Genomic DNA, 18,595 nt, shown 5'->3' with positions numbered 1-18,595 from the left:
ATTACGGAGTGGGACGCGGCGGGATCACCGCCGCGCCCGGATCACAGGGTGGCGGCGAGTTCCCGGAGCACCGGCAGGCTCACCGAGCCCGAACCGAGCACCACGTCGTGAAAACGCTTGATATCGAAGGCATCACCCAGCCGCTGCTCGGCCGACGCGCGCTGCCGCCGGATCTCCAGCTGACCGACCTTGTAGGCCACCGCCTGCCCCGGCATGGCGATGTACCGGTCCACCTCGGTCATGATCTCCGCCACGCTCACCGGAGCATTGGCGACCATGAAGTCCACGGCCTGCTGCCGGCTCCAGCCCTTGGCATGCAGACCGGTGTCGACCACCAGTCGGCAGGACCGCCACGAATCCGCGGCCAGCATGCCGATGCGCGCGAGATCGTCCGGGTACAAACCCATTTCGTCGGCGAGCCGCTCGGTGTAGAGCGCCCAGCCCTCCACGAAAGCGGTATTGGAGAACGACATGCGCTGGAAGCGCGGCAGGTGATCCAGTTCGTTGGCGATGGTGAGCTGGAGATGGTGACCGGGAATGGCCTCGTGGTAGGCCACCGATGCGGTCTCGTAGCGGTTCTTGCCCTTGGGCTCATGAGTGTTGACGTAGTACGCGCCGGGGCGCGAACCGTCGGCCGCGGGCGGAAAGTAGTACGCCGCAGGCGCATCCGCGGCCAGGAACTCCGGCACCGGCAGGATGTCGCAGCTCTGCCGCGGCAGGCGGCCGAACCAGTTGCCCATCTCGGCCTGCGCGGAGGCCAGATACCGGCGGGCGTCGGTCATGATCTCCTCGCCGTCGCCGTAACGCAGAGCGGAGTCCTCGCGCAGACGGGTGAAGATCTCGGTCAGTTCGGTGAGTCCGAACAGGCGGCCGCCGACTTCGGCGTATTCCGCACGGAGACCGGCCAATTCGTCCAGGCCGAGCTGATGGATCTCTTCCGCGCCCAGGTCCGGGAGGGTGGTGTGATGCTTCAGGAGACGGCGGTAGATATCGGCGCCGTCCTCGCCCAGCCAGCACAGACCCGGCTGTTCGTCGGAGCGGGCGGCGGGCAGCAGGTCGTTGGCCAGCACGTCGCGGTAGGCGGCGAAGGCGGGCCGGATGACGTCACGTACGACATCGGACAAGTCTGCGCGCCAAGCCTTTTCGCCATCCCAGTCCACCGGGCCCGGGAAGGTGGCGAAGGGGTCACCGGCAAGGTCGGAGGCCAGATAGCCGTCGAGTTGATTGAGCGAGCGCTGAATCGCGATCCTGGCGGGGGTGCGGCCCGCCGCGAGACCGGCCCGGAAGCGTTGCGTGGCCTGCGTCATGAGCTCACCGAACTGGCGGTAGCGTCGCACCAGCCGCAAGGCGTTCTCCGGCTCGGGTGCGTTGAGCTGCGGGGCCATGGTGAGCATGCCCGCGTGCACACCGGTCATCTGATCCGAGGCGAGTTCGACCGGCCGCCACTCCAAAGTATCCACGGCGGAGGACAATTCGGTCCGCAGCAGGCTCCGCGTGACCCGGTCCTCGGCAGTCAGCCGTTCCGGGTCGAGGGCCTCCACCTCGGCCAGCAGCCCGCGCCAGTTCCCCAGCAGCCGCTGTTCCGCTTCCTCCGACAGATCCTCGATGCGATCGTCGAATCGCCTGTCCCCCAACAGAGTCGCCTCACTCGGCGCGGACTCCAGCATGGTGTCCCAGTAGCGGTCGGCAAGAGCGATGAGTTCCTCGTGCGCATCCATGCGAACCATCATGCCCCGTGGGGTGGGGGTCAGCGGCGTGGCGGAAGCGGAATCCGCATCAGGTCTTCGGCTACGACGATCTCACCGGCGTACTCGGCGCGGGCCTCGGTCAGGTGATCGTCGAGGGTGCGGTAGCGCTGGGAGAAGTGGGTGAGGACCAGGGTCCGGGCCCCGGCGCGGGCGGCGACCGCACCCGCCTGGCGGGCGGTGAGGTGGCCGAACTCCTTGGCGAGGCGCTCGTCGGCGTCGGTGAAGGTGGCCTCTATGACCAGCATGTCGACCCCCTCGGCGAGTTCGTGGACGCCGCCGCAGAGGCGGGTGTCCATGATGAAGGCGAAGCTCTGGCCGGGGCGGGGTTCGCTGACCTCTTCGAGAGCGATGGTGCGGCCGTCGAGGTCGATGCCGCCCTCCCGCTGGAGCAGGCCCACCGCTGGACCGGAAATGCCGAATTCGCGCAGGCGTTCCGGGACGATGCGACGGCCGTCGGGTTCGGTGATGCGGTAGCCGAAGGCTTCGACGGGGTGCGAGAGCGGGGCGGTGGTGAGGGTGAAACCTGCTCCGGGAGCGGGGAGTTCGCCTCGTTCGGTGATGGGGTGTGCGCGCAGTTCGGCGGTCTGGTGGTAGGCGGTGGAGTGGGTGAGGCGCTGGAAGAACTGTTCGCCGGAGGCCGGGTAGTAGACGTCGACGGGGTGCGGCACCCTGTCGAGGCTGATGCGCTGGGCGACACCGGCCAGGCCGAGGCTGTGGTCGCCGTGGAAGTGGGTGATGCCGATGCGGGTGATGTCGGTGGCCGAGACCCCGGCGTAGATCATCTGCCGCTGTGTGCCCTCCCCCGGGTCGAACAGCATCCCCTCGGCGTCCCACCGCAGTAGGTAGCCATTGTGATTGCGCTGCTTGGTCGGTACTTGGCTGGCGGTTCCGAGAACGACCAGTTCGCGCTGTGACACGGCCGCCAGGCTACCGGCCGAACTGCGGATACTCGCGGCAGCGAGCGCGGGCGCGTCCCCTGCGATACCAGGAGGGGGTACCGCGTCAGCGCCGGACCACCTCACTAGACTGGGACGTATGACCGAACAGTCCGCACCCGAAACCCGGTACATCCGGGCGTTCGGGCTGTTCGCGCTCCTGGCCGGGATCGTGGCCATGCACATTGCCGTTTTCGGCATGTCACACGGCGAATCGAGCCACCACGAGCACCAGGCGATGGCCTCGGTCATGACCGTGGCCGACCACGAAGCCATGACCGGCACCGGCCACGAAGCCATGGCCGCCACGAGCCCCGGCCATCAGGCCGCCCCCGCTTGCGGTGATTGCGGCGCCCACGCCGCAGTGCACGCCTGCGTGTTCGTCCTGGCCGCCCTGTTGCTGGGCGTGGGTCTCATCCTGCTGGGCTGGGCCGGATTGCGCCGCGATCCGCCCGCGACCGTGCAGGCCCGGCGGCTGCGCCGCTCGCGCGCGCGTCCACCGCCGTGGACACATCTCACCTTGGCCGAATTGGCAATTCTGCGGATCTGATGGGCGACCCATGCCCTTTTCCGAATCCTCACCAATTCTCAAGGAGTACAGCCATGTTCAGCACCCGTATGAAGCTTGCCCTCATCGCCGGAACCTCGGCCGTCGCCCTGCTCGCCGCAGGCTGTAGCAACAGCCAGGAGCCGAGCGACGCCACCTCGACCACCTCGAGCGCCACCATGCCGGGCATGGACCACGGCAGCATGACGAGCACCTCCGCGCAGGCCGCCACCCGCACCGACTTCAACGACGCCGATGTCACCTTCCTGCAGATGATGTACCCGCATCACGCGCAGGCCGTGGACATGGCGAAGCTGGTGCCCAGCCGCTCGCAGAATCAGGAACTGATCACCCTCGCCGCGAATGTCGAGAAGGCCCAGTCCCCCGAGATGCAGCAGATCACCACGCTGCTGGCCGCTTTCGGCAAGCCCGCGCCCAGCGCCGACATGGGCGGTCATCACATGGACGGCATGATGACCGACCAGCAGATGAAGGATCTGGCAGGCATGTCCGGCACGGCCTTCGACAAGATGTGGATGCAGATGATGATCGAGCACCACAAGGGTGCGGTCACCATGGCCCAGACCGAGCTGGCCAATGGCGCCAATGCCGACGCGAAGGCCATGGCGCAGGCCATCATCTCCGGCCAGCAGGCCGAGATCGACCAGATGACCCGCATGCTGACGCAGTCCTAGAAACGACAGCGAGTGCGCCGGAATCCGGCGCACTCGCTGGCTTGCTCGTGTCTAGCCCCCGATGACCGTGTTCATGATGGTCCCGGCGCTGGTGGCGGTCGCGCCGCCGATCATGGCTCCCGCCACCATCTTCGGTGATTCGAGCCCGCCGCCGCTCCACTTCTCCCAGGCGAACCGGCCGCCGCCGTAGGTGATGGCGGTGACGCCGGAGAGCATGGTGAACCAGGTGAAGTAGCGAACCAATTTCATCAGCTTGTCAGCGACCGGCGGCGTTTCCGGTGTCGGGTTGCCGATCTGCGCGACCACGTTCGTGTACGCGTCGTGCACGGCGAGGAGCATGCTCACGATCGGGTTCCTCTCGGATGCTGAAGGGGTGCTGGTGGGGACGGAACGGTGATCCAACTCTCACTATGCGAAACAATTGAACCGCATTTCGTGAGGTAGAACCGCGCCGACACACCACCGGCACCCAACTCGAGCACCCGATCAGCTACCTATTTTGCGGAACTTCCGGTTTTTCCGATCAGCTCCTGCGCCTTGCCGAGCAGCGAGTGCTTGCGGCCGTAGGCGAAGTAGACGACCATGCCCAGCGCCATCCACACGATGAATCGCAGCCAGGTCTCCACCGACAGGTTGAACATGAGCCAGGCGCAGGCGATCACGGACAGGATCGGCACGAACGGCACCAGCGGCACCCGGAAGCCGCGCTTCAGGTCCGGCCGGGTGCGGCGCAGCACGATCACGCCGAGCGACACCAGCACGAAGGCGAACAGCGTGCCGATATTGACCATCTCTTCGAGGGTGCCGAAGTCCACGAAACCGGCGAGCAGGGCGCAGATGACGCCGACGATGACGGTGATCCGCACCGGGGTGCCCTTGGCGCCGGTCTTGGCGAGGCTGCGCGGCATGAGGCCGTCGCGGGACATGGCGAACAGCACCCGGGTCTGACCCAGGAACAGCACCATGACGACGGTGGTCAGACCGGCCAGCGCGCCGATGGAGATGACGTTCTTGGCCCAGTCGACGCCGTGGATGGCGAAAGCCGTTGCCAGCGTGGCGTTCTCACCCTGCAGGTCCTTGTAGGACACCATGCCGGTGAGCACCAGCGACACGGCCACGTAGAGCACGGTCACGATGGCGAGCGAGCCGAGGATGCCGCGCGGCACATTGCGCTGCGGATCCTTGGTCTCCTCGGCGGCGGTAGCGACCACGTCGAAGCCGATGAAGGCGAAGAAGACGATGGAGGCCGCCGCGAGCAGGCCGTACCAGCCGAAGGTGCTGTGGCCGCTCCCGGTGACGAGCGAGAACAGCGACTGACGCAGAGCACTCGCGCCGCCGTCGTCGCCCGGAACGGACTCGGGGATGAACGGCTTCAGATTGTCGACCTTGAAGTAGGTCGCGCCGACCACGACCACGAGCGCGATGACCGCCAGCTTGATGGCCACGGCCACCGCCGACACCCGCGAGGACAGCTTGGTGCCGAGCACCAGCAGCACGGTCAGAATGGCGATGAGCAGCACCGCGCCCCAGTCGAATTTCACCGATCCGAAGTGCCAGATCGGCTGATGCCCGCCCAGCACCACGCCCAGGTACTGCGACCAGCCCTTGGCGACAACCGATGTGCCGAGCGCGAATTCGAGGATGAGGTCCCAGCCGATGATCCAGGCGATGACCTCACCGAAGGTGGCGTAGGAGAAGGTGTACGCGCTGCCCGCGACCGGCACGGTGGAGGCGAATTCCGCGTAGCAGAGGGCGGCCAGGCCGCAGGCGACGGCGGCGAAGACGAAGGCCAGCGAGACCGCGGGTCCGGCAAGGTTGCCGGCGGTGCGCGCGGTGAGGGTGAAGATGCCCGCGCCGACCACGACGGCCACACCGAAGATGGTGAGGTCCCACGAGGTCAGATCCTTGCGGAGTTTGGCATCGGGCTCGTCGGTGTCGCGAATGGACTGCTCGACGGATTTGGTGCGGAAGATTCCGGTGCTGCGCTGGGCGGCCGGCCCGGTGGCCTCCGGCGCAGGTTCCGATATCGCCACTGTTTCTCCTAGCTTTGGCTTCTCGGCAACAATTCAGTTCATACCCGGCCATCGCTGTCTTGGTCCAAAACGCATCAGTCCGGTGTCAGGTTTGTTCGCCTGCGCGAGCAACCACAAGACAGAATTGCTGGTCCCGGTCCCGGTTACTGCTCTCGATCTCGGGTGGAGACCTGAGTTGTCGGCGTCACACGGAACCGTATCACCAACTGGTACGAACCAGTTCAGCAACCTGCTGGACAACGCTATGTTCAAGCGCCCGACCGGCTTTCCCGAACCGGCGGTCCCGTTAAGGATTGCTGCTGTTTCGCGAATTGTGAGCGAACATACGTTCGGGTGGATAGGCTGCTTGATATTGATCGCAGATCTCACGTCATAGTTTGTCGCGGCGGTTGCCTAGGAGGGGTGGAACGTGGGTAGGTCCCGACGTGGGGCGCCGTTCGTGGTAGCCGCTCCCGCCGGTGTACGGATCCGCACACGCCTGCACCTGACCGCTGACGAGGCCCGGACCGTGCGCGAGATCGGGGAGTTCAACGGCCACGTCTATCGACGCGAACTCGCCGCCCGCATCGCGCTGGGCACCCTGGACCGTAGACAGCAGAGCGCGTACCGCGCCGACCGCAAACGCGCGGTGACAGCCGAGAACTCCTCACGATGGGCCGGAACGATCACCCGCGCAGTGGAGGACCAATACCAGTCCGGGATACGGGCTTTGACCGCGCACGCGTCGGGATTGGACGCGGCCATCGCGACACTGTCCGCCCGCTGCGCGCTGGCTCCGCGCGAACGCGCTGGCAAGATCACTGGCTATCGGGACGAGGCCGAATGGTTCGCCAAGACCCGACGGCTGCAGGTGCTGCAAGAACGTGCCGGCAAAGTCCATGCCGCCCTCGCCGAAGGCCGTCCCTCGATAGTAATGGGCGGAAAACGGTTGTGGCGCACCCGCAACCACCTCGACGACGCCGGAATCTCCCCCGAACAGTGGAGGCAAGCCTGGGATGCAACACGCATGTTCCTGACCGCCGACGGGGAAACCGGCAAGATTGGCGGCAACGAAACCCTGCGTGTCACACCGGGAACCAGACATCTGCGGATCAAAGTGCCCGCCGCACTGGCCGATCGACTCGGCACCCATCTGACCCTCGCCGCCCCGGTGGAGTTTCATCACCAGGGTATGCAGTGGCAGGAGCGGATCGAGGGTAGTCGGGCGGTGCGCTACGACATCACCTACGACCCGGACCGTGACCGCTGGTATTTGGACGCATCCTGGACCCTCGAACCCACTCTGCCACCCCCGCTCGCCGCGCTGCGGGCCGGGCGGGTACTCGGGATCGATCTCAACGACGGGCACCTTGCCACCTGCGCACTCGACTCCTCCGGCAACCCGATCGGCACTCCGGCCACCATCGCCTTGTCCGGACAGGGGAGTTCGGCCTCCCGCCGCGACGGGCACCTGCGCACCGCACTCACCGCAATCCTGGACCGGGCCGAATACGCCGGATGCACCGCGATCGTGATCGAGAACCTGAACTTCGCCGACGCCCGCGCCACCGGCCGCGAAACCATGGGACGCGGGCGACGCGGCAAGCGATTCCGGCACGCGGTCGCCGGCATTCCGACCGCGAGGTTCCGGGATCGGTTGTGCGCCATGGCCGCCCGTCGTATGTTGGCGGTGGTTGCGGTCGATCCGGCCTACACCAGTAAGGCCGGGAACCGTTACTGGCGCAAACCTTTACAAGCACAATCCAATACTTCCGATGCTATCGTGTCGGTCCATCATGGAGCGGCGGTGGCAATCGGTCGACGCGGACTCGGGGTGAAGCTCTCGCGTCACTCGAGCGGTCCCCGCCACGCACAGCGGAGCGTGGCGGGCCAACCCTCGAGCCTGGCGAGCGCAGCGCATCGGGACCGTGTGGCGGGTGAGAAGCGCTGTCTCGGCACCGGCCCCTGCGGGCGGCCGGACCGCTCCGGCAGCGAGCGGCACCCGTCGGTGGCCAAGACCGTTCGGGCCGCCACCGAGCGATACTCACTATCGCTCAATGAATAGGGACGGTGAGTCGTCCAGCCCGGATTTGGACGCGCTGGACCGGGTGTTGGCGGACGCCCACGGGGTCAGGGTTCGCGAGATGCGGGGCGATTCGACCGTCCTGCTCGAGGAACGCGATCCGATTGCCGTGCGAGCGCTGCGGGAGGCCCTCGCGGTCACCGCGCTGCCCGGATTCGTGTGCATGTGCTGGGGCGATGTGGCCCTGGATTTCCACGACGCGGCCGGGAGGGCGCTCACGACGGTGACCTTGCACCACGGGTATTCGCTGCGCTGGGACGGCTGGCCGGAGGACGCGGTGCTGGCCGACGGCGTGCGGTCGCTGGAATGGCTGGCGGTGCGCGGGGTTTCCGAACCGCTGCGCGAGTTCCGGGCCGCCGAGCAGCGGCAGGCCGAGAACGATCGAGTGACGCGGCTGTGGGTGAGGGAGATTCCGGAGCCGCTGTCCAGGTACGCCCATCTCTTTCTCGATACCTCGAAATCCGGCGGCGGACTGGCCGAGCCGGACCTGGACGAGGTCCACACCCGGCTGGTCGCCGCCTACCCGGATGCGGTCGAGCGCATCCTGGCGCTGTGCACCTGGTATGCCTCGGGAACCGGCGCGTACACGGGTTACCCGGTGCACGAACGCATTCCGGGCCAATTCCTGGACCGGGAGACGCGGACGGATTTCGCGCGCGCGGTGGAGCGGGCGGACACCCGGGCCGCGGCGGGGGCGGTGCGGTATCTCGTCAACTGGAACACCCGCAAACGGGTGGGCGCACTGCTGACGGCCCTGTCCCCCACGGCTCGCCGCAAGATCCTCGATCACGCGCGGGATCAGGAGACCCGGCGCTGGCTGGCGCGGCGCATTACCGGGCTGCATTGAAAGTGGGGGATGCTCGAAGGATGACGGCCGTCGAGTTTCCCGAACACAATGTGGGCCCCAAGTGGAAGGGCAAGCGCATCGGCTACTTCCGCGACAACGCGGGGTACAAGCGCTACCGCAGCGCCTACCAGGAGGGATTCGATCTGCTGCCGCCGCCGGTCGAGTCCGTGGATGTGCCGACACGGTTCGGGACGGTGCGGGCCTACCGGTTCGGATCGGGTCCGGGGACGCCGCTGGTCGTACTGCCGGGCCGTCAGGCGGCGACGCCGATGTGGGCGGACAACCTGCCCGGCTTGATCGCGGTGCGCCCGGTGATCACCCTGGACCTGCTCGGTGAGCCGGGGCTGAGTGTGCAGTCCGCGCCGCTCGAGGGTGACGCCGATCAGGCCGAGTGGCTCGCCGAGGCGCTCCGGGTCCTCGAACCCGGTCCCGTGCATGTCCTGGGTGCGTCGATCGGTGGCTGGTCGGCGGTGAATCTCGCTGTGCACCATCCGGATCGGGTGGCCTCGCTGACCGTGCTCGATCCGCCGTTCGTCTTCGGCGGGATCAGCTGGAAATCGATCGTGGTGTCGCTGGGCGCGGTGCTGCCGGGCATGCCGGACAAGTGGCGCGGCAAACTGCTGAGCTGGATCTCCGGGGGTGTCGCAGCGCCGGAGAACATGCCGGTGGGCAAGCTCATCGCGTCGGGCATGAAGGACTTCGCCTCGTTCCTGCCGATGGTGAAGAAGCCTTCGGCCGCACAGCTTTCCGGCATCAAGGCGCCGCTCCTGGCCGTCTTCGCCGGGCGCAGCATCATTCACAATGCCAAGCGGATGGCGAAGAACGCGCGAAAGCTGATGCCGGACGCGCAGGTCGAACTGTGGCCCGATGCGAGCCACGCCATTACCGGCGAATACCCCGACCAGATCACCGCCCGGCTGCGGACCTTCCTGTCGGAGATCGAGCCGGGCGGCAACTGAATCAGGGCACGAGCACCGCGCGCCCGCGGATCTGGCCCTTGTCCAGGCGCTGCAGGGCGTCCGGGCCGTCCTTCAGGTCGAAGCGCTCGACCTCCATGTGGATCTTGCCGGCCTGGGCGAGGGCGACGCAGTCGTGCAGGTCACTTCGGGTGCCGCCCAGCGACTTTCGCACCGAGGCGCCCCACGGCCAGCCGGGCCCGCCGGCCGGTCCGGCGGTGATTTCCGGTGCGCCGCCGCCGATTCCGACCATGCGATAGGCGCCATTGGGCGCGACCGTCTCGACGGCGAGCTTGGCGGTGGCGTCCACGCCGACGAAGTCGAACACCGCATCCGCGCCGCGCCCGCCGGTCAGGTCGAGGATCTGCTTCGCGGCGTCGTCACCTGCCAGAATCCCAAGGTCCGCACCGCATTTCGCGGCCAAATCGAGTTTCTCGGGGGCCACGTCGACGGCCACGACGCGCACGCCACTGATCGCGTTCAGGATCTGCACGGCCACGTGCCCGAGCCCGCCGATGCCGATGGCCACCGCGGTGCCGCCGGGACGCAGGGCCTCCTTGGCGCCGCGGATCGCGTGATAGGCGGTGAGCGCCGCATCGGCGACCGGTGCGGCCTGCAGGAAGTCGAGGTCGCCGATCGGCACGAAGGTGCTCGCCGGAACGCGCACGTACTCGGCCATGCCGCCCTCGATGGTGAGGCCGGGGCACGGCGGCATGGCCACGCGTCCGGCCGCGAGGCAGACGTTCTCATTGCCGCTCACGCATTCGCGGCAGGTGCCGCAGGTCCAGAACAGGTACACCACGCCGCGCTCGCCGATATCGCGACCGGTGACCTCGGAACCGATGGCCTCGATGGTTCCGGCGATCTCGTGGCCCAGGGTGAGCGGGTCCTCGCGCAAGCGGATGGGGAAGTTGACCAGGGTCAGGTCGGAGTGGCAGACACCGGCGGCGCCGACCCGGATGAGCAGGTCGGTGGGCCCGATCTCGGGCACCGGAATGTCGTTGACCTCCACCGTTTCCGGGCCGGTCCACTGGAGTGCTCGCATGGGAATCCTTGCAGTTCGCGCTTGTGATCTGGCGCACACGATAGCTGTCGCTTTACACTGTGTCTAGCGAATGACAGAACGTCTAACGATGTTTTTCAAAGCGCTCCGAAAAATGAGACTCGAGTCTAGGCTGCCGTCCCATGAGTTCCGCAGAGTCGCGCCGCCCGCCCGGTCAACCGCGGATCGCCGTCGTGGGCGCCGGAATCTCCGGCATCTGCATGGCGATCGCCTTGCAGCGGGCCGGATTCACCGACTTCACCGTCTACGAGAAGGCCGCCGACTTCGGCGGCACCTGGCGCGACAACACCTATCCGGGGCTGGTGTGCGATGTGCCGTCGCGGTACTACCAGTTCACCTTCGCCATGAATCCCGAATGGTCGCAGCTGTATTCGACCGGACCGGAGATCAAGGACTACCTGGTCGGAGTGGCGCGGTCGCACGGGCTGCACGGAAAGACCCGGTTCGGCGCCGAGGTGAAGGGCGCGGAGTTCGAGGCCGGGGCGTGGCGGGTCACCACCGCCGACGGGGATGTGGAGCGCTTCGACTTCGTGTTGTGCGCAACGGGATTCCTGCATCATCCGAACCGGCCGGACATTGCGGGGCTGCGGGATTTCGCGGGACCGGTGGTGCACTCGGCGCGCTGGGATCACTCGATCGAGCTGTCCGGCAAGCGAATCGGCGTCATCGGAACCGGGTCGACCGGGACCCAGCTGGTGAGCGCGCTGGCGGGGCAGGTGCCGAAGGTCGTCATGTTCCAGCGCACCGCGCAGTGGATTCTGCCGACGGTGAATCGGCCCTACTCGCGGCTGGCGAAGGCGGCGTACCGGCGGGCGCCGGCGCTGGGGCGGATCGCCTACGGGTTCAATCGGACTGTCTTCGAGATCTTTTCGCAGGGACTGGTGCATCCGGGCCGGGTGCGCCGGCTCATTCAGTGGGTGGTGGCGCGGAATCTGCGACAGGTGCGGGATCCGCAGCTGCGGCGCAAGCTGACCCCCGACTATCAGGCCATGTGCAAGCGGCTGGTGGTGTCGGACCGGTTCTACACCGCCGTGCAGCGACCGGACGTGCAGCTGGTGACCGAGGGTATCGACCGGGTGCGGGCCGAGGGTGTCGTCACCACCGACGGGGTTTTGCACGAGCTCGACATGCTGGTGCTGGCAACGGGATTCGACTCGCACGCGTTCATGCGGCCGATGGGGATCACCGGGACCGCCGGGCGGACCCTCGATGAGGCGTGGGCCGAGGGGCCGCGCGCCTTCGAGGGCGTCATGATGCCGGACTTCCCGAATTTCTTCATGCTCATCGGACCGCACAGCCCATTCGCCAATCATCCGCTCACGGCGGTGGCCGAGGCGCAGGCTGCGCGCATTGTCGGGTGGTTGCAGCGCTGGCAGGCCGGGGAATTCGATACCGTCGCACCCACCCGGGCGGCCACCGATCGCTACAACGCGCGCATGCGGGCGGCCGCGCCGAGCACGGTGTGGACCACCGGCTGCCAGAGCTGGTATCTGGGCAAGGACGGGCTGCCGGAGCTGTGGCCGTGGACACCGAGCCGGTACGAGAAACTCATACGCAGCACGCCCGATCCGGTCGACTATGAGCTGGAGCGGAGATGACCGTCGTGTCGGTTGCCCTGTGGCGCTTCCTATCCCGGATCTACGGCCGCTGGTGGTTCGGGCCCGCACCCGAGTGGGAGCGGGTGCGCGCCCGGGTGGTGGCGGGCACCCGGTATGCCCGCGCACCACGTGAGGTGCGGGTGGACAACGGCCGGGTCGGCAGCGTTCCGGCTGAAATCCTCACGCCGCGTGCGGCTCCCGCCGATGCGGCGGTGCTGTACCTGCACGGCAGCGGCTTCGTGATCGGTGCGCCGCAGATGGTGCGGCCGCTCAGCGGCGGGATCGCCGCTGCCATGCGGACCACGGTGTACGCGCTGGATTACCGGCTGGCGCCCGAGCATCCGTACCCGGCGGCCGTCGAGGACACCGTGGAGGCGTATCAGGCGCTGCTGGATCGCGGGATTCCGGCCGAACGCATTGCGGTGGTGGGTGATTCGGCCGGCGGCACGCTCGCCCTCGATCTGGCGCAGCGGTTGCGCGACCGGCATCTACCGGCTCCGGCGATCCTCGGCCTGCTCTGTCCGGTACTGGACTTCTCCACGGATTCCGAAGCGTTCCACTGTGATCCGAGCCGTGAACCGCTGCTCACACCGGAGCTCATGGCCCGGTTCATGGACGCCTATCTACCGGGTGTCCCGGAACCGGAGCGCCGCGCACTGTCTCCGGTCAACCGGGACCTGACCGGCCTGCCGCCCATGGTGCTGCATTCCGCCGGGGACGATCTCCTGGCTGGAGACGCCCGCCGATTCGCCGCCCGTGCCGCGAAATCCGGTGTGCCCCTGCGTCACCGCGAGTATCGCAACCTGTGGCACGTCTTCCACGCCATGCCCATGCGACCGGCTCGCGAGGCCGTGCACGATTTCTCCCGCATGCTCGCCGAAGCCGTCTACGGTCACCACACCGGCTACCGGTCAGGGCAGTAACCGGTGCGCGGCCCCCACCATCATGTTCCGCACCTGCTCGGGCGATTGCCCGAGCATGCACATGCTGGTGAAGGCCGCCAACAGCAATTGCCCCAGCAGGTAATCGATTTCGGCCCGATCCTCGGCGGCCACCGCCTCCTCGAGGATTTCGTCGAACCGCCCCATCCACAGTCCGTACAGCCCGCGCCGCTCCCCCTCGGCCGTCGGATCCCCCGAGATGATCGCCGACACCACCGCCGAGCACAGCGGCAGTTCCGCCGCCGTCCGATCGATGATCTCGGTCAGCAGGGTGGCCACCCGCTCGGCCGGCCGCCCCGGCACATCGTGCGACTCCCACGCCGCCGTGACCTCCCGCGCCCACTCCGCCCCGACCGCCGTGAGCAACTGATCCTTGCTGCCGAAGTACCGGTACACGGTGGCCCTGGCCAATTGCGCGCTGTCGGCGACCGCATGCATGGTCACCGCCGCATACCCGCCGGTAGCCGCCAGGTCACGCGCGGCGGTGAGCAACCGCTGCCTGCGCTCGCGCTGACTGTCCGACAGCGGATGCACGGTCGTGAAGGTGGCCGGGACATGCGAGGACATGCGCACATTCTGACTCGCCCGTCGCCGCGCGCTCACACGCGCCCGGCTTCCGCCCCGAAACACTCCGATCCCCAGGAGGATTCATGCCCGCCCTCGATCACTCCCCCTCGACCGGTGTCATAGTCACCGGCGGCGCGTCGGGCATCGGCCTGGCCTGCGCGTACGCCCTGGCCGAGGTGGGCCGCCCGGTCACCCTGTGGGACCTGGCCGGTGCGGCGGCCGCAACCGCAGCCGCCGCGATCACCGATAAGTACGGCGTGGCCGCGCTGGGCGTCGGCATAGACGTCACCGACACCGCCGCCGTCGAAGCCGCCGTGGCTCCGGCCCGGAAAGTCATGGGCGGCATAGGCGGCCTGGTTCACGCCGCAGGCGTGGTGCGCGCCGAACCGATCGGCTACCTCGACGCCGATAAATGGGATGCCGTGCTGGATGTGAACCTCCGCGCCCAAGCCCTGATCACCCAGGCCATTCTTCCCGACCTGCAAGGCAATCCGGGTTCGGCGATCGTCGGCATCTCCTCCATCGAAGCCTTCATCGGCCAAGCCTTCATCCCCGCGTACTGCTCGTCGAAAGCGGGTCTCCTCGGCCTGACCCGTGCCCTCGCCCACCAACTGGGCAGCAGCGGCGTCCGCGTGAACGCCATCTGCCCCGGCTACATCGACACCCCGATGATGCGCACCAATATCCCCGAGGAGATCATCGCCCAGGAGGCGTCACGCTCGGTCTTCCACCGCCTCGGCGCCCCCGAAGAGGTGGCCCGAGCAGTCCGCTTCCTCCTGAGCGACGAAGCCTCCTTCATCACCGGCACCCACCTCACCGTCGACGGCGGCGTCACCGCCATCGGCGGCCAGTGATCACGCGAAGGCGCGGGTTACGGCGGGGGCGATGAATTCTTCGAGCATGGCGCGTTCGTCGGCGTCGTCGCGGCCCGGGGAGGCCAGCAGGGAGACGATGATGCGGGTGAGCCAGCGGCCCAGGCGGGTTCGGTCGGGGTCGGGGAGTTCGGTCGGGGTGAACAGGCCCGCGGCGATGGCTTCGATGACGGCGGAGTCCTGGCTGATGCGGCCGGCGGGGCCGGATTCGCCGGCGCGGAACCAGGCTATGAGGAGGGGTTCGGCGCGGACTTCGCGGACGGCGGTGAGCATGGCGGTGACCGCGCGGTCGGCGGGGTCGGGGATGTCGCGCACCCGGCGCATGACTTCGGCTGCGATGCGGCGGGTTTCGCGGTGGACGAAGGCCAGGCGAACGGCGTGGCGGTTGTCGAAGTAGCGGTAGAGGGTGGCGCGGGAGCAGCCCGCGGCCTTGGCGATATCGGCCATGCCGACATTGCTCACGCCGCGTTCGGCGAACAGTTCCGCGGCCGCGTCCAGGATGCGCTGGGCAGCCAGGTCCGCGCGGTCGTCGGCGAGCCAGTCACGACTCATGCTTCCTCCTCCAATCCTGCTCGATCATGCGGTATCCCGGGGCCGGCGGCGTTGGCGGCACCCGGGACACCGGGTCTCACGCGCGTGCGCGGAAGGGCACGGAGACCGGCCAGCGGACGTAATTGCCCTGGGACCAGCGGACATTGGCGAGGTCGACGGTGAAGTCGGGGCAGCGGGCGAGCAGTTCCTCGAGCGCGACGCGGGCCTGCATGCGGGCGGCGGCCGCGCCGAGGCAGTGATGGTGGCCGTGGCTGAAGGTCATGATGCGTTTCGGATTGCGGCGGACGTCGAGTTCGGCGGCGGTGGGACCGAATTCGCGGTCGTCGCGATTGGCGGAGGCGTAGAGGAGCAGGACGCGGCGGCCCGCGGGGATGGTGGTGTCGTGCAGGGTGACCTCGCGGGTGGTGGTGCGGGCCAGGCCCTGCACCGGTGAGGTCATGCGGAGGAATTCCTCGACGGCCTCGGGGATGAGGGCCGGGGTGTCGATCAGCAGCCGCCGCTGCTCGGGGTGGGCGGTGAGCAGCTGCACCGCGCCGCCGAGATTGCCTGTGGTGGTGTCGTTTCCGCCGGTGATCATGGTGAAGGCGAAGCCCAGCATGGCGATCAGGCCGTCATTGTCGCCGTCGGCGCCGAGTCCGGAGGCCAGCAGGTGCGAGATGGTGTCGTCGCCGGGTTCGACGCGGCGGCGGGCGATCAATTCGGTGAAGTAGCCGAGCAGTTCGCCGACGGCGGTCATGGCGTCCTGGCCACCGCCGGTGATGCCGGCTCCGGCGACCGCGCCGCCGACGATGGCCTCGGTCCACACATCGAACTTGCCGCGATCGGCTTCCGGCACCCCGAGGTAGTGGGCGACGACCATGGTCGGCAGCGGTTTGAAGAGCTCGGCGACGATATCGCCCTCGCCCGCGGCGCGCAGTCGCTCGATGCGCTCGACCACGAACGCACGCACCTCGGGTTCGACCGAATTCACCTGGCGTGGAGTGAATCCCGGCGACACCCGCCGCCGGAAGTCGGTGTGCTCGGGCGGGTCCATGAATACGAACGGCCGGTGCTGTCCGACGCCCGCGCGCTCCAGGCCGACGTAGTCGACGGTGAGCCCGGAGGCCGAGGAGAACGTCTCGGGATCACGTGCCGCCGCGTACACGTCGGCATGCCGGGACAGCACGTAGAAGTCGTGTTCGGGACGGGCGTCGGGAACCACCCGGTGCACCGGATCCTGTTCCCGCAGTGCCGAATACATGGGCCACGGGTCGCGCCAGGTCTCCCCCGACCGCAATTCGAACCGCACTCGCTGAGACGCCGTTGAACTCATGAATCGACGGTAAGACAAATCGACCAATATGTCTAGAACACGTTTCAGTGCGACTGCTCGGTAGGATTCCCACCGGACATCGGATCAACGCTCGAGGGGGTCAGTGGTGGTCGACGCCGCCATACCGGGAAATCTGCCGGGCATCACCGGGTTTCCCCTGCCCGAAGCGAATTCGGAACCGGACGAATGGTCGGGTGCGACGATCTCCGAGGACCGCATTCGCGCGCTCGCCATCGGCGCCTACTACGGCCGCAGCTGGGGCGCCTACAACGACACCGTCGCCTTCCTGCCGGAACTGCCCGGCCGCACCGACACCCGGCGCGAGGCCACCATCGAGGGCCTGCACGAGGCGTGGGGCGTCGACAATGCCGACGACGCCCGCGACACCATCCGCCGCCTGCTCGCCGGCATGCACGCGCCGTTGTTCACGGTGATCCACCCGCTGGCCACGGCGGCGGCCGCGGAAACCTATCGCCCCGACCGCACCAGCATCGCCTCCGAGCACCGCGACTTCCTGCACACGCTCTCGAAATTCCGTGGGTACGAAGGCGCTTCCGGCCTCGACCGCGATTACGACGCGTGGTTGCAGGCCATCAAACTGGGCATCACCGACGGGCTGCCGCAACCCCTCAATACCGATGCCACGGCCTGGGATCTGGCCCGCGTCGGTTTCATCGCCCGCTCCGCCTGCACCGCCGGCTATCTGACCGAGGACGAGGCGTGGGAGCATCTGCTCGCCGCCCTCGACCAGGCGCAACAGCACTATCGCAATTGGCGTCAGTTCTCGACGGGGTTCTTCACCGGGGCGATCTTCTGGGCCGCGACCCGGGATCTCGCGGCCGCCAAGGACCAGATCGAGGAGCGCCGGAACATGTTGCACGGCTTGCTCGTCCGCCCGTCGAGCCCGTGGCGGCGGGTGGCGCTGCACCCGGATACGCCGGTCTTCTAGCCACCCATGGCGATCATGATGCCGACGGCCTGGCGCTGAAACGGTTCATCCTCGACCATGCCCAGGCGACGGCGCTCCACCAGCAGCTGCCATTCCGCGAAGAGATCCACCGAGGACGGCCGGGACGCGAGGACCGAACCGTCCACGTGCTCGATGTCGACCGCCAGCCGCAACGCCTGCGCGACCCGCGCGAAATCGACCGGCTCCCAATCGATGAACTCCAGCTCGGCGGGTCCGGCCTGCACCTTCAGGGTCGCGACCGCACCGGGCGCGGCCGGATCCACCACCTCCGCCCGGTCCAGCGCCGCGACCGGCAACTCGTACACCGTTGCGGCGCAGACGAACAGCAAACGCAGGGTGGTGATCGCGACCAGTCCGGGTGTCCGCTCGTAGGCGGCCTGCGCCAGTTCCAGCACGTACTCGTCCCCGCGCGCCAGCTGCTGCAGCGCGGTGATCTCGCGAATCGAATGGCCCGCGAACCGCATTCGCTGCGCCGCCCGCGTGACATCCTCGCGCATGGGACCGTGCGGCGACAGCAGCAGCGGCGGCACCGTGAAATCCGGCCGCGGCTGGAAGACGCGATGCAGTCCCAGCAGGTCCTTCTCGATGGCGCGCACCAGTTCGGCGGCCTGCTCGCGCCGCTCCGGTTCGAGGAATACCGGCACCGGATGATGCTGTGCGGGAACCCCGTTCACCACGTAGTCCGGCGACCGGAAGTACAGCAGGACCGCGATGCGCCCGTCCTCGGTGGTAGCGATCCGGGCCCGCCGCAATTCGGCGACCGGCACGTCGAGCGCCACTTCGTCGTCGGCCTGCAGCGGCTGGGTGACCACCCGCCCGCCGTCGTATCTGACCGCGACCTTGCGCCCCCAGACCTCCAGCACCGCCACTCACCTCCCGCCCGGCCCCCGTGGCCGT

At 68.0% G+C, this 18,595-nt stretch carries 18 protein-coding genes; 9 read left to right on the top strand and 9 right to left on the bottom strand.

Features of this window, described 5'->3' with window-relative positions; translation table 11 throughout:
* Window positions 1-41 precede the first annotated feature (41 nt).
* Window positions 42-1,718, bottom strand: a complete 1,677-nt coding sequence (locus tag H0264_RS10700; protein WP_231083184.1) for a DUF885 domain-containing protein — start codon at window positions 1,716-1,718, stop codon at window positions 42-44.
* 29 nt (window positions 1,719-1,747) lie between these two features.
* Window positions 1,748-2,665, bottom strand: a complete 918-nt coding sequence (locus H0264_RS10695) for a ribonuclease Z (protein WP_181583819.1) — start codon at window positions 2,663-2,665, stop codon at window positions 1,748-1,750.
* Between the two features lie 118 nt (window positions 2,666-2,783).
* Here H0264_RS10695 and H0264_RS10690 point away from each other — a divergent pair, with 118 nt between their 5' ends.
* Together H0264_RS10690 and H0264_RS10685 are read left to right on the top strand one after the other, a co-directional pair.
* Window positions 2,784-3,233 carry a DUF6153 family protein gene (locus H0264_RS10690; protein ID WP_181583818.1) on the top strand — a complete coding sequence of 150 codons (450 nt, stop codon included), beginning with the start codon at window positions 2,784-2,786 and terminating at the stop codon, window positions 3,231-3,233.
* A 53-nt stretch (window positions 3,234-3,286) separates the two neighbouring features.
* Window positions 3,287-3,925 carry a DUF305 domain-containing protein gene (locus H0264_RS10685; RefSeq protein ID WP_181583817.1) on the top strand — a complete coding sequence of 213 codons (639 nt, stop codon included), beginning with the start codon at window positions 3,287-3,289 and terminating at the stop codon, window positions 3,923-3,925.
* A gap of 51 nt (window positions 3,926-3,976) precedes the next feature.
* On the opposite strand, the gene H0264_RS10680 is transcribed toward H0264_RS10685, so the two are convergent.
* The gene (locus H0264_RS10680; RefSeq protein WP_181585434.1) at window positions 3,977-4,264 is read right to left on the bottom strand and encodes a hypothetical protein; all 288 of its coding nucleotides are present in this window, start codon (window positions 4,262-4,264) and stop codon (window positions 3,977-3,979) included.
* A gap of 155 nt (window positions 4,265-4,419) precedes the next feature.
* The gene (locus H0264_RS10675) at window positions 4,420-5,952 is read right to left on the bottom strand and encodes an APC family permease (protein WP_231087154.1); all 1,533 of its coding nucleotides are present in this window, start codon (window positions 5,950-5,952) and stop codon (window positions 4,420-4,422) included.
* 415 nt (window positions 5,953-6,367) lie between these two features.
* On the opposite strand from H0264_RS10675, the gene H0264_RS10670 reads away from it, so the two are divergent.
* The 3 genes from H0264_RS10670 to H0264_RS10660 are packed head-to-tail and all read left to right on the top strand — an operon-like array spanning window position 6,368 to window position 9,826.
* On the top strand, window positions 6,368-8,002 hold the full coding sequence (locus H0264_RS10670) for a hypothetical protein (RefSeq protein ID WP_181583815.1): 1,635 nt from the start codon (window positions 6,368-6,370) through the stop codon (window positions 8,000-8,002).
* Window positions 7,995-8,867: a hypothetical protein gene (locus H0264_RS10665; RefSeq protein ID WP_181583814.1), complete on the top strand. Its 873-nt coding sequence runs from the start codon at window positions 7,995-7,997 to the stop codon at window positions 8,865-8,867. The genes H0264_RS10670 and H0264_RS10665 overlap by 8 nt, the downstream gene beginning before the upstream one ends.
* A 20-nt stretch (window positions 8,868-8,887) precedes the next feature.
* Complete coding sequence (locus H0264_RS10660; protein WP_181583813.1) at window positions 8,888-9,826, top strand: alpha/beta fold hydrolase; 939 nt, start codon at window positions 8,888-8,890, stop codon at window positions 9,824-9,826.
* 1 nt (window position 9,827) lies between these two features.
* On the opposite strand, the gene H0264_RS10655 is transcribed toward H0264_RS10660, so the two are convergent.
* Window positions 9,828-10,868 (bottom strand): NAD(P)-dependent alcohol dehydrogenase, encoded by a 1,041-nt coding sequence (locus tag H0264_RS10655; RefSeq protein WP_181583812.1) that lies wholly within the window; start codon window positions 10,866-10,868, stop codon window positions 9,828-9,830.
* A gap of 140 nt (window positions 10,869-11,008) precedes the next feature.
* On the opposite strand from H0264_RS10655, the gene H0264_RS10650 reads away from it, so the two are divergent.
* Together H0264_RS10650 and H0264_RS10645 are read left to right on the top strand one after the other, a co-directional pair.
* Window positions 11,009-12,484 (top strand): flavin-containing monooxygenase, encoded by a 1,476-nt coding sequence (locus H0264_RS10650; RefSeq protein WP_181583811.1) that lies wholly within the window; start codon window positions 11,009-11,011, stop codon window positions 12,482-12,484.
* Complete coding sequence (locus tag H0264_RS10645; RefSeq protein ID WP_181583810.1) at window positions 12,481-13,407, top strand: alpha/beta hydrolase; 927 nt, start codon at window positions 12,481-12,483, stop codon at window positions 13,405-13,407. The genes H0264_RS10650 and H0264_RS10645 overlap by 4 nt, the downstream gene beginning before the upstream one ends.
* Here H0264_RS10645 and H0264_RS10640 read toward each other — a convergent pair.
* A complete protein-coding gene (locus H0264_RS10640; protein WP_181583809.1) occupies window positions 13,396-13,992 on the bottom strand; it encodes a TetR/AcrR family transcriptional regulator in 597 nt (198 codons plus the stop codon). The two genes, H0264_RS10645 and H0264_RS10640, sit on opposite strands and share 12 nt — an antisense overlap.
* Window positions 13,993-14,075: 83 nt before the next feature.
* Here H0264_RS10640 and H0264_RS10635 point away from each other — a divergent pair, with 83 nt between their 5' ends.
* Complete coding sequence (locus H0264_RS10635) at window positions 14,076-14,846, top strand: SDR family NAD(P)-dependent oxidoreductase (RefSeq protein WP_181583808.1); 771 nt, start codon at window positions 14,076-14,078, stop codon at window positions 14,844-14,846.
* On the opposite strand, the gene H0264_RS10630 is transcribed toward H0264_RS10635, so the two are convergent.
* Both H0264_RS10630 and H0264_RS10625 read right to left on the bottom strand, forming a co-directional pair.
* The gene (locus H0264_RS10630) at window positions 14,847-15,416 is read right to left on the bottom strand and encodes a TetR/AcrR family transcriptional regulator (protein ID WP_181583807.1); all 570 of its coding nucleotides are present in this window, start codon (window positions 15,414-15,416) and stop codon (window positions 14,847-14,849) included.
* A 76-nt stretch (window positions 15,417-15,492) separates the two neighbouring features.
* The gene (locus tag H0264_RS10625) at window positions 15,493-16,728 is read right to left on the bottom strand and encodes a cytochrome P450 (RefSeq protein ID WP_181583806.1); all 1,236 of its coding nucleotides are present in this window, start codon (window positions 16,726-16,728) and stop codon (window positions 15,493-15,495) included.
* A 106-nt stretch (window positions 16,729-16,834) separates the two neighbouring features.
* Here H0264_RS10625 and H0264_RS10620 point away from each other — a divergent pair, with 106 nt between their 5' ends.
* A complete protein-coding gene (locus H0264_RS10620) occupies window positions 16,835-17,677 on the top strand; it encodes a DUF1266 domain-containing protein (protein WP_181583805.1) in 843 nt (280 codons plus the stop codon).
* Here H0264_RS10620 and H0264_RS10615 read toward each other — a convergent pair.
* Window positions 17,674-18,561, bottom strand: a complete 888-nt coding sequence (locus H0264_RS10615; RefSeq protein ID WP_181583804.1) for a hypothetical protein — start codon at window positions 18,559-18,561, stop codon at window positions 17,674-17,676. The genes H0264_RS10620 and H0264_RS10615 overlap by 4 nt on opposite strands.
* Window positions 18,562-18,595 lie beyond the last annotated feature (34 nt).

Source organism: Nocardia huaxiensis, from assembly GCF_013744875.1.
Classification (GTDB): domain Bacteria; phylum Actinomycetota; class Actinomycetes; order Mycobacteriales; family Mycobacteriaceae; genus Nocardia; species Nocardia huaxiensis.
This window is presented reverse-complemented; position numbering and strand designations above follow the sequence as displayed.

What these genes read in the sequence shown, in the direction of transcription:
- H0264_RS10630 (WP_181583807.1), bottom strand. Translation starts at nt 15,416, where the DNA reads ATGAGTCGTGACTGGCTCGCCGACGACCGCGCGGACCTGGCTGCCCAG.
- H0264_RS10635 (WP_181583808.1), top strand. Translation starts at nt 14,076, where the DNA reads ATGCCCGCCCTCGATCACTCCCCCTCGACCGGTGTCATAGTCACCGGC.
- H0264_RS10645 (WP_181583810.1), top strand. Translation starts at nt 12,481, where the DNA reads ATGACCGTCGTGTCGGTTGCCCTGTGGCGCTTCCTATCCCGGATCTAC.
- H0264_RS10625 (WP_181583806.1), bottom strand. Translation starts at nt 16,728, where the DNA reads ATGAGTTCAACGGCGTCTCAGCGAGTGCGGTTCGAATTGCGGTCGGGG.
- H0264_RS10690 (WP_181583818.1), top strand. Translation starts at nt 2,784, where the DNA reads ATGACCGAACAGTCCGCACCCGAAACCCGGTACATCCGGGCGTTCGGG.
- H0264_RS10650 (WP_181583811.1), top strand. Translation starts at nt 11,009, where the DNA reads ATGAGTTCCGCAGAGTCGCGCCGCCCGCCCGGTCAACCGCGGATCGCC.
- H0264_RS10700 (WP_231083184.1), bottom strand. Translation starts at nt 1,718, where the DNA reads ATGGATGCGCACGAGGAACTCATCGCTCTTGCCGACCGCTACTGGGAC.
- H0264_RS10680 (WP_181585434.1), bottom strand. Translation starts at nt 4,264, where the DNA reads ATGCTCCTCGCCGTGCACGACGCGTACACGAACGTGGTCGCGCAGATC.
- H0264_RS10665 (WP_181583814.1), top strand. Translation starts at nt 7,995, where the DNA reads ATGAATAGGGACGGTGAGTCGTCCAGCCCGGATTTGGACGCGCTGGAC.
- H0264_RS10685 (WP_181583817.1), top strand. Translation starts at nt 3,287, where the DNA reads ATGTTCAGCACCCGTATGAAGCTTGCCCTCATCGCCGGAACCTCGGCC.
- H0264_RS10655 (WP_181583812.1), bottom strand. Translation starts at nt 10,868, where the DNA reads ATGCGAGCACTCCAGTGGACCGGCCCGGAAACGGTGGAGGTCAACGAC.
- H0264_RS10640 (WP_181583809.1), bottom strand. Translation starts at nt 13,992, where the DNA reads ATGTCCTCGCATGTCCCGGCCACCTTCACGACCGTGCATCCGCTGTCG.
- H0264_RS10660 (WP_181583813.1), top strand. Translation starts at nt 8,888, where the DNA reads ATGACGGCCGTCGAGTTTCCCGAACACAATGTGGGCCCCAAGTGGAAG.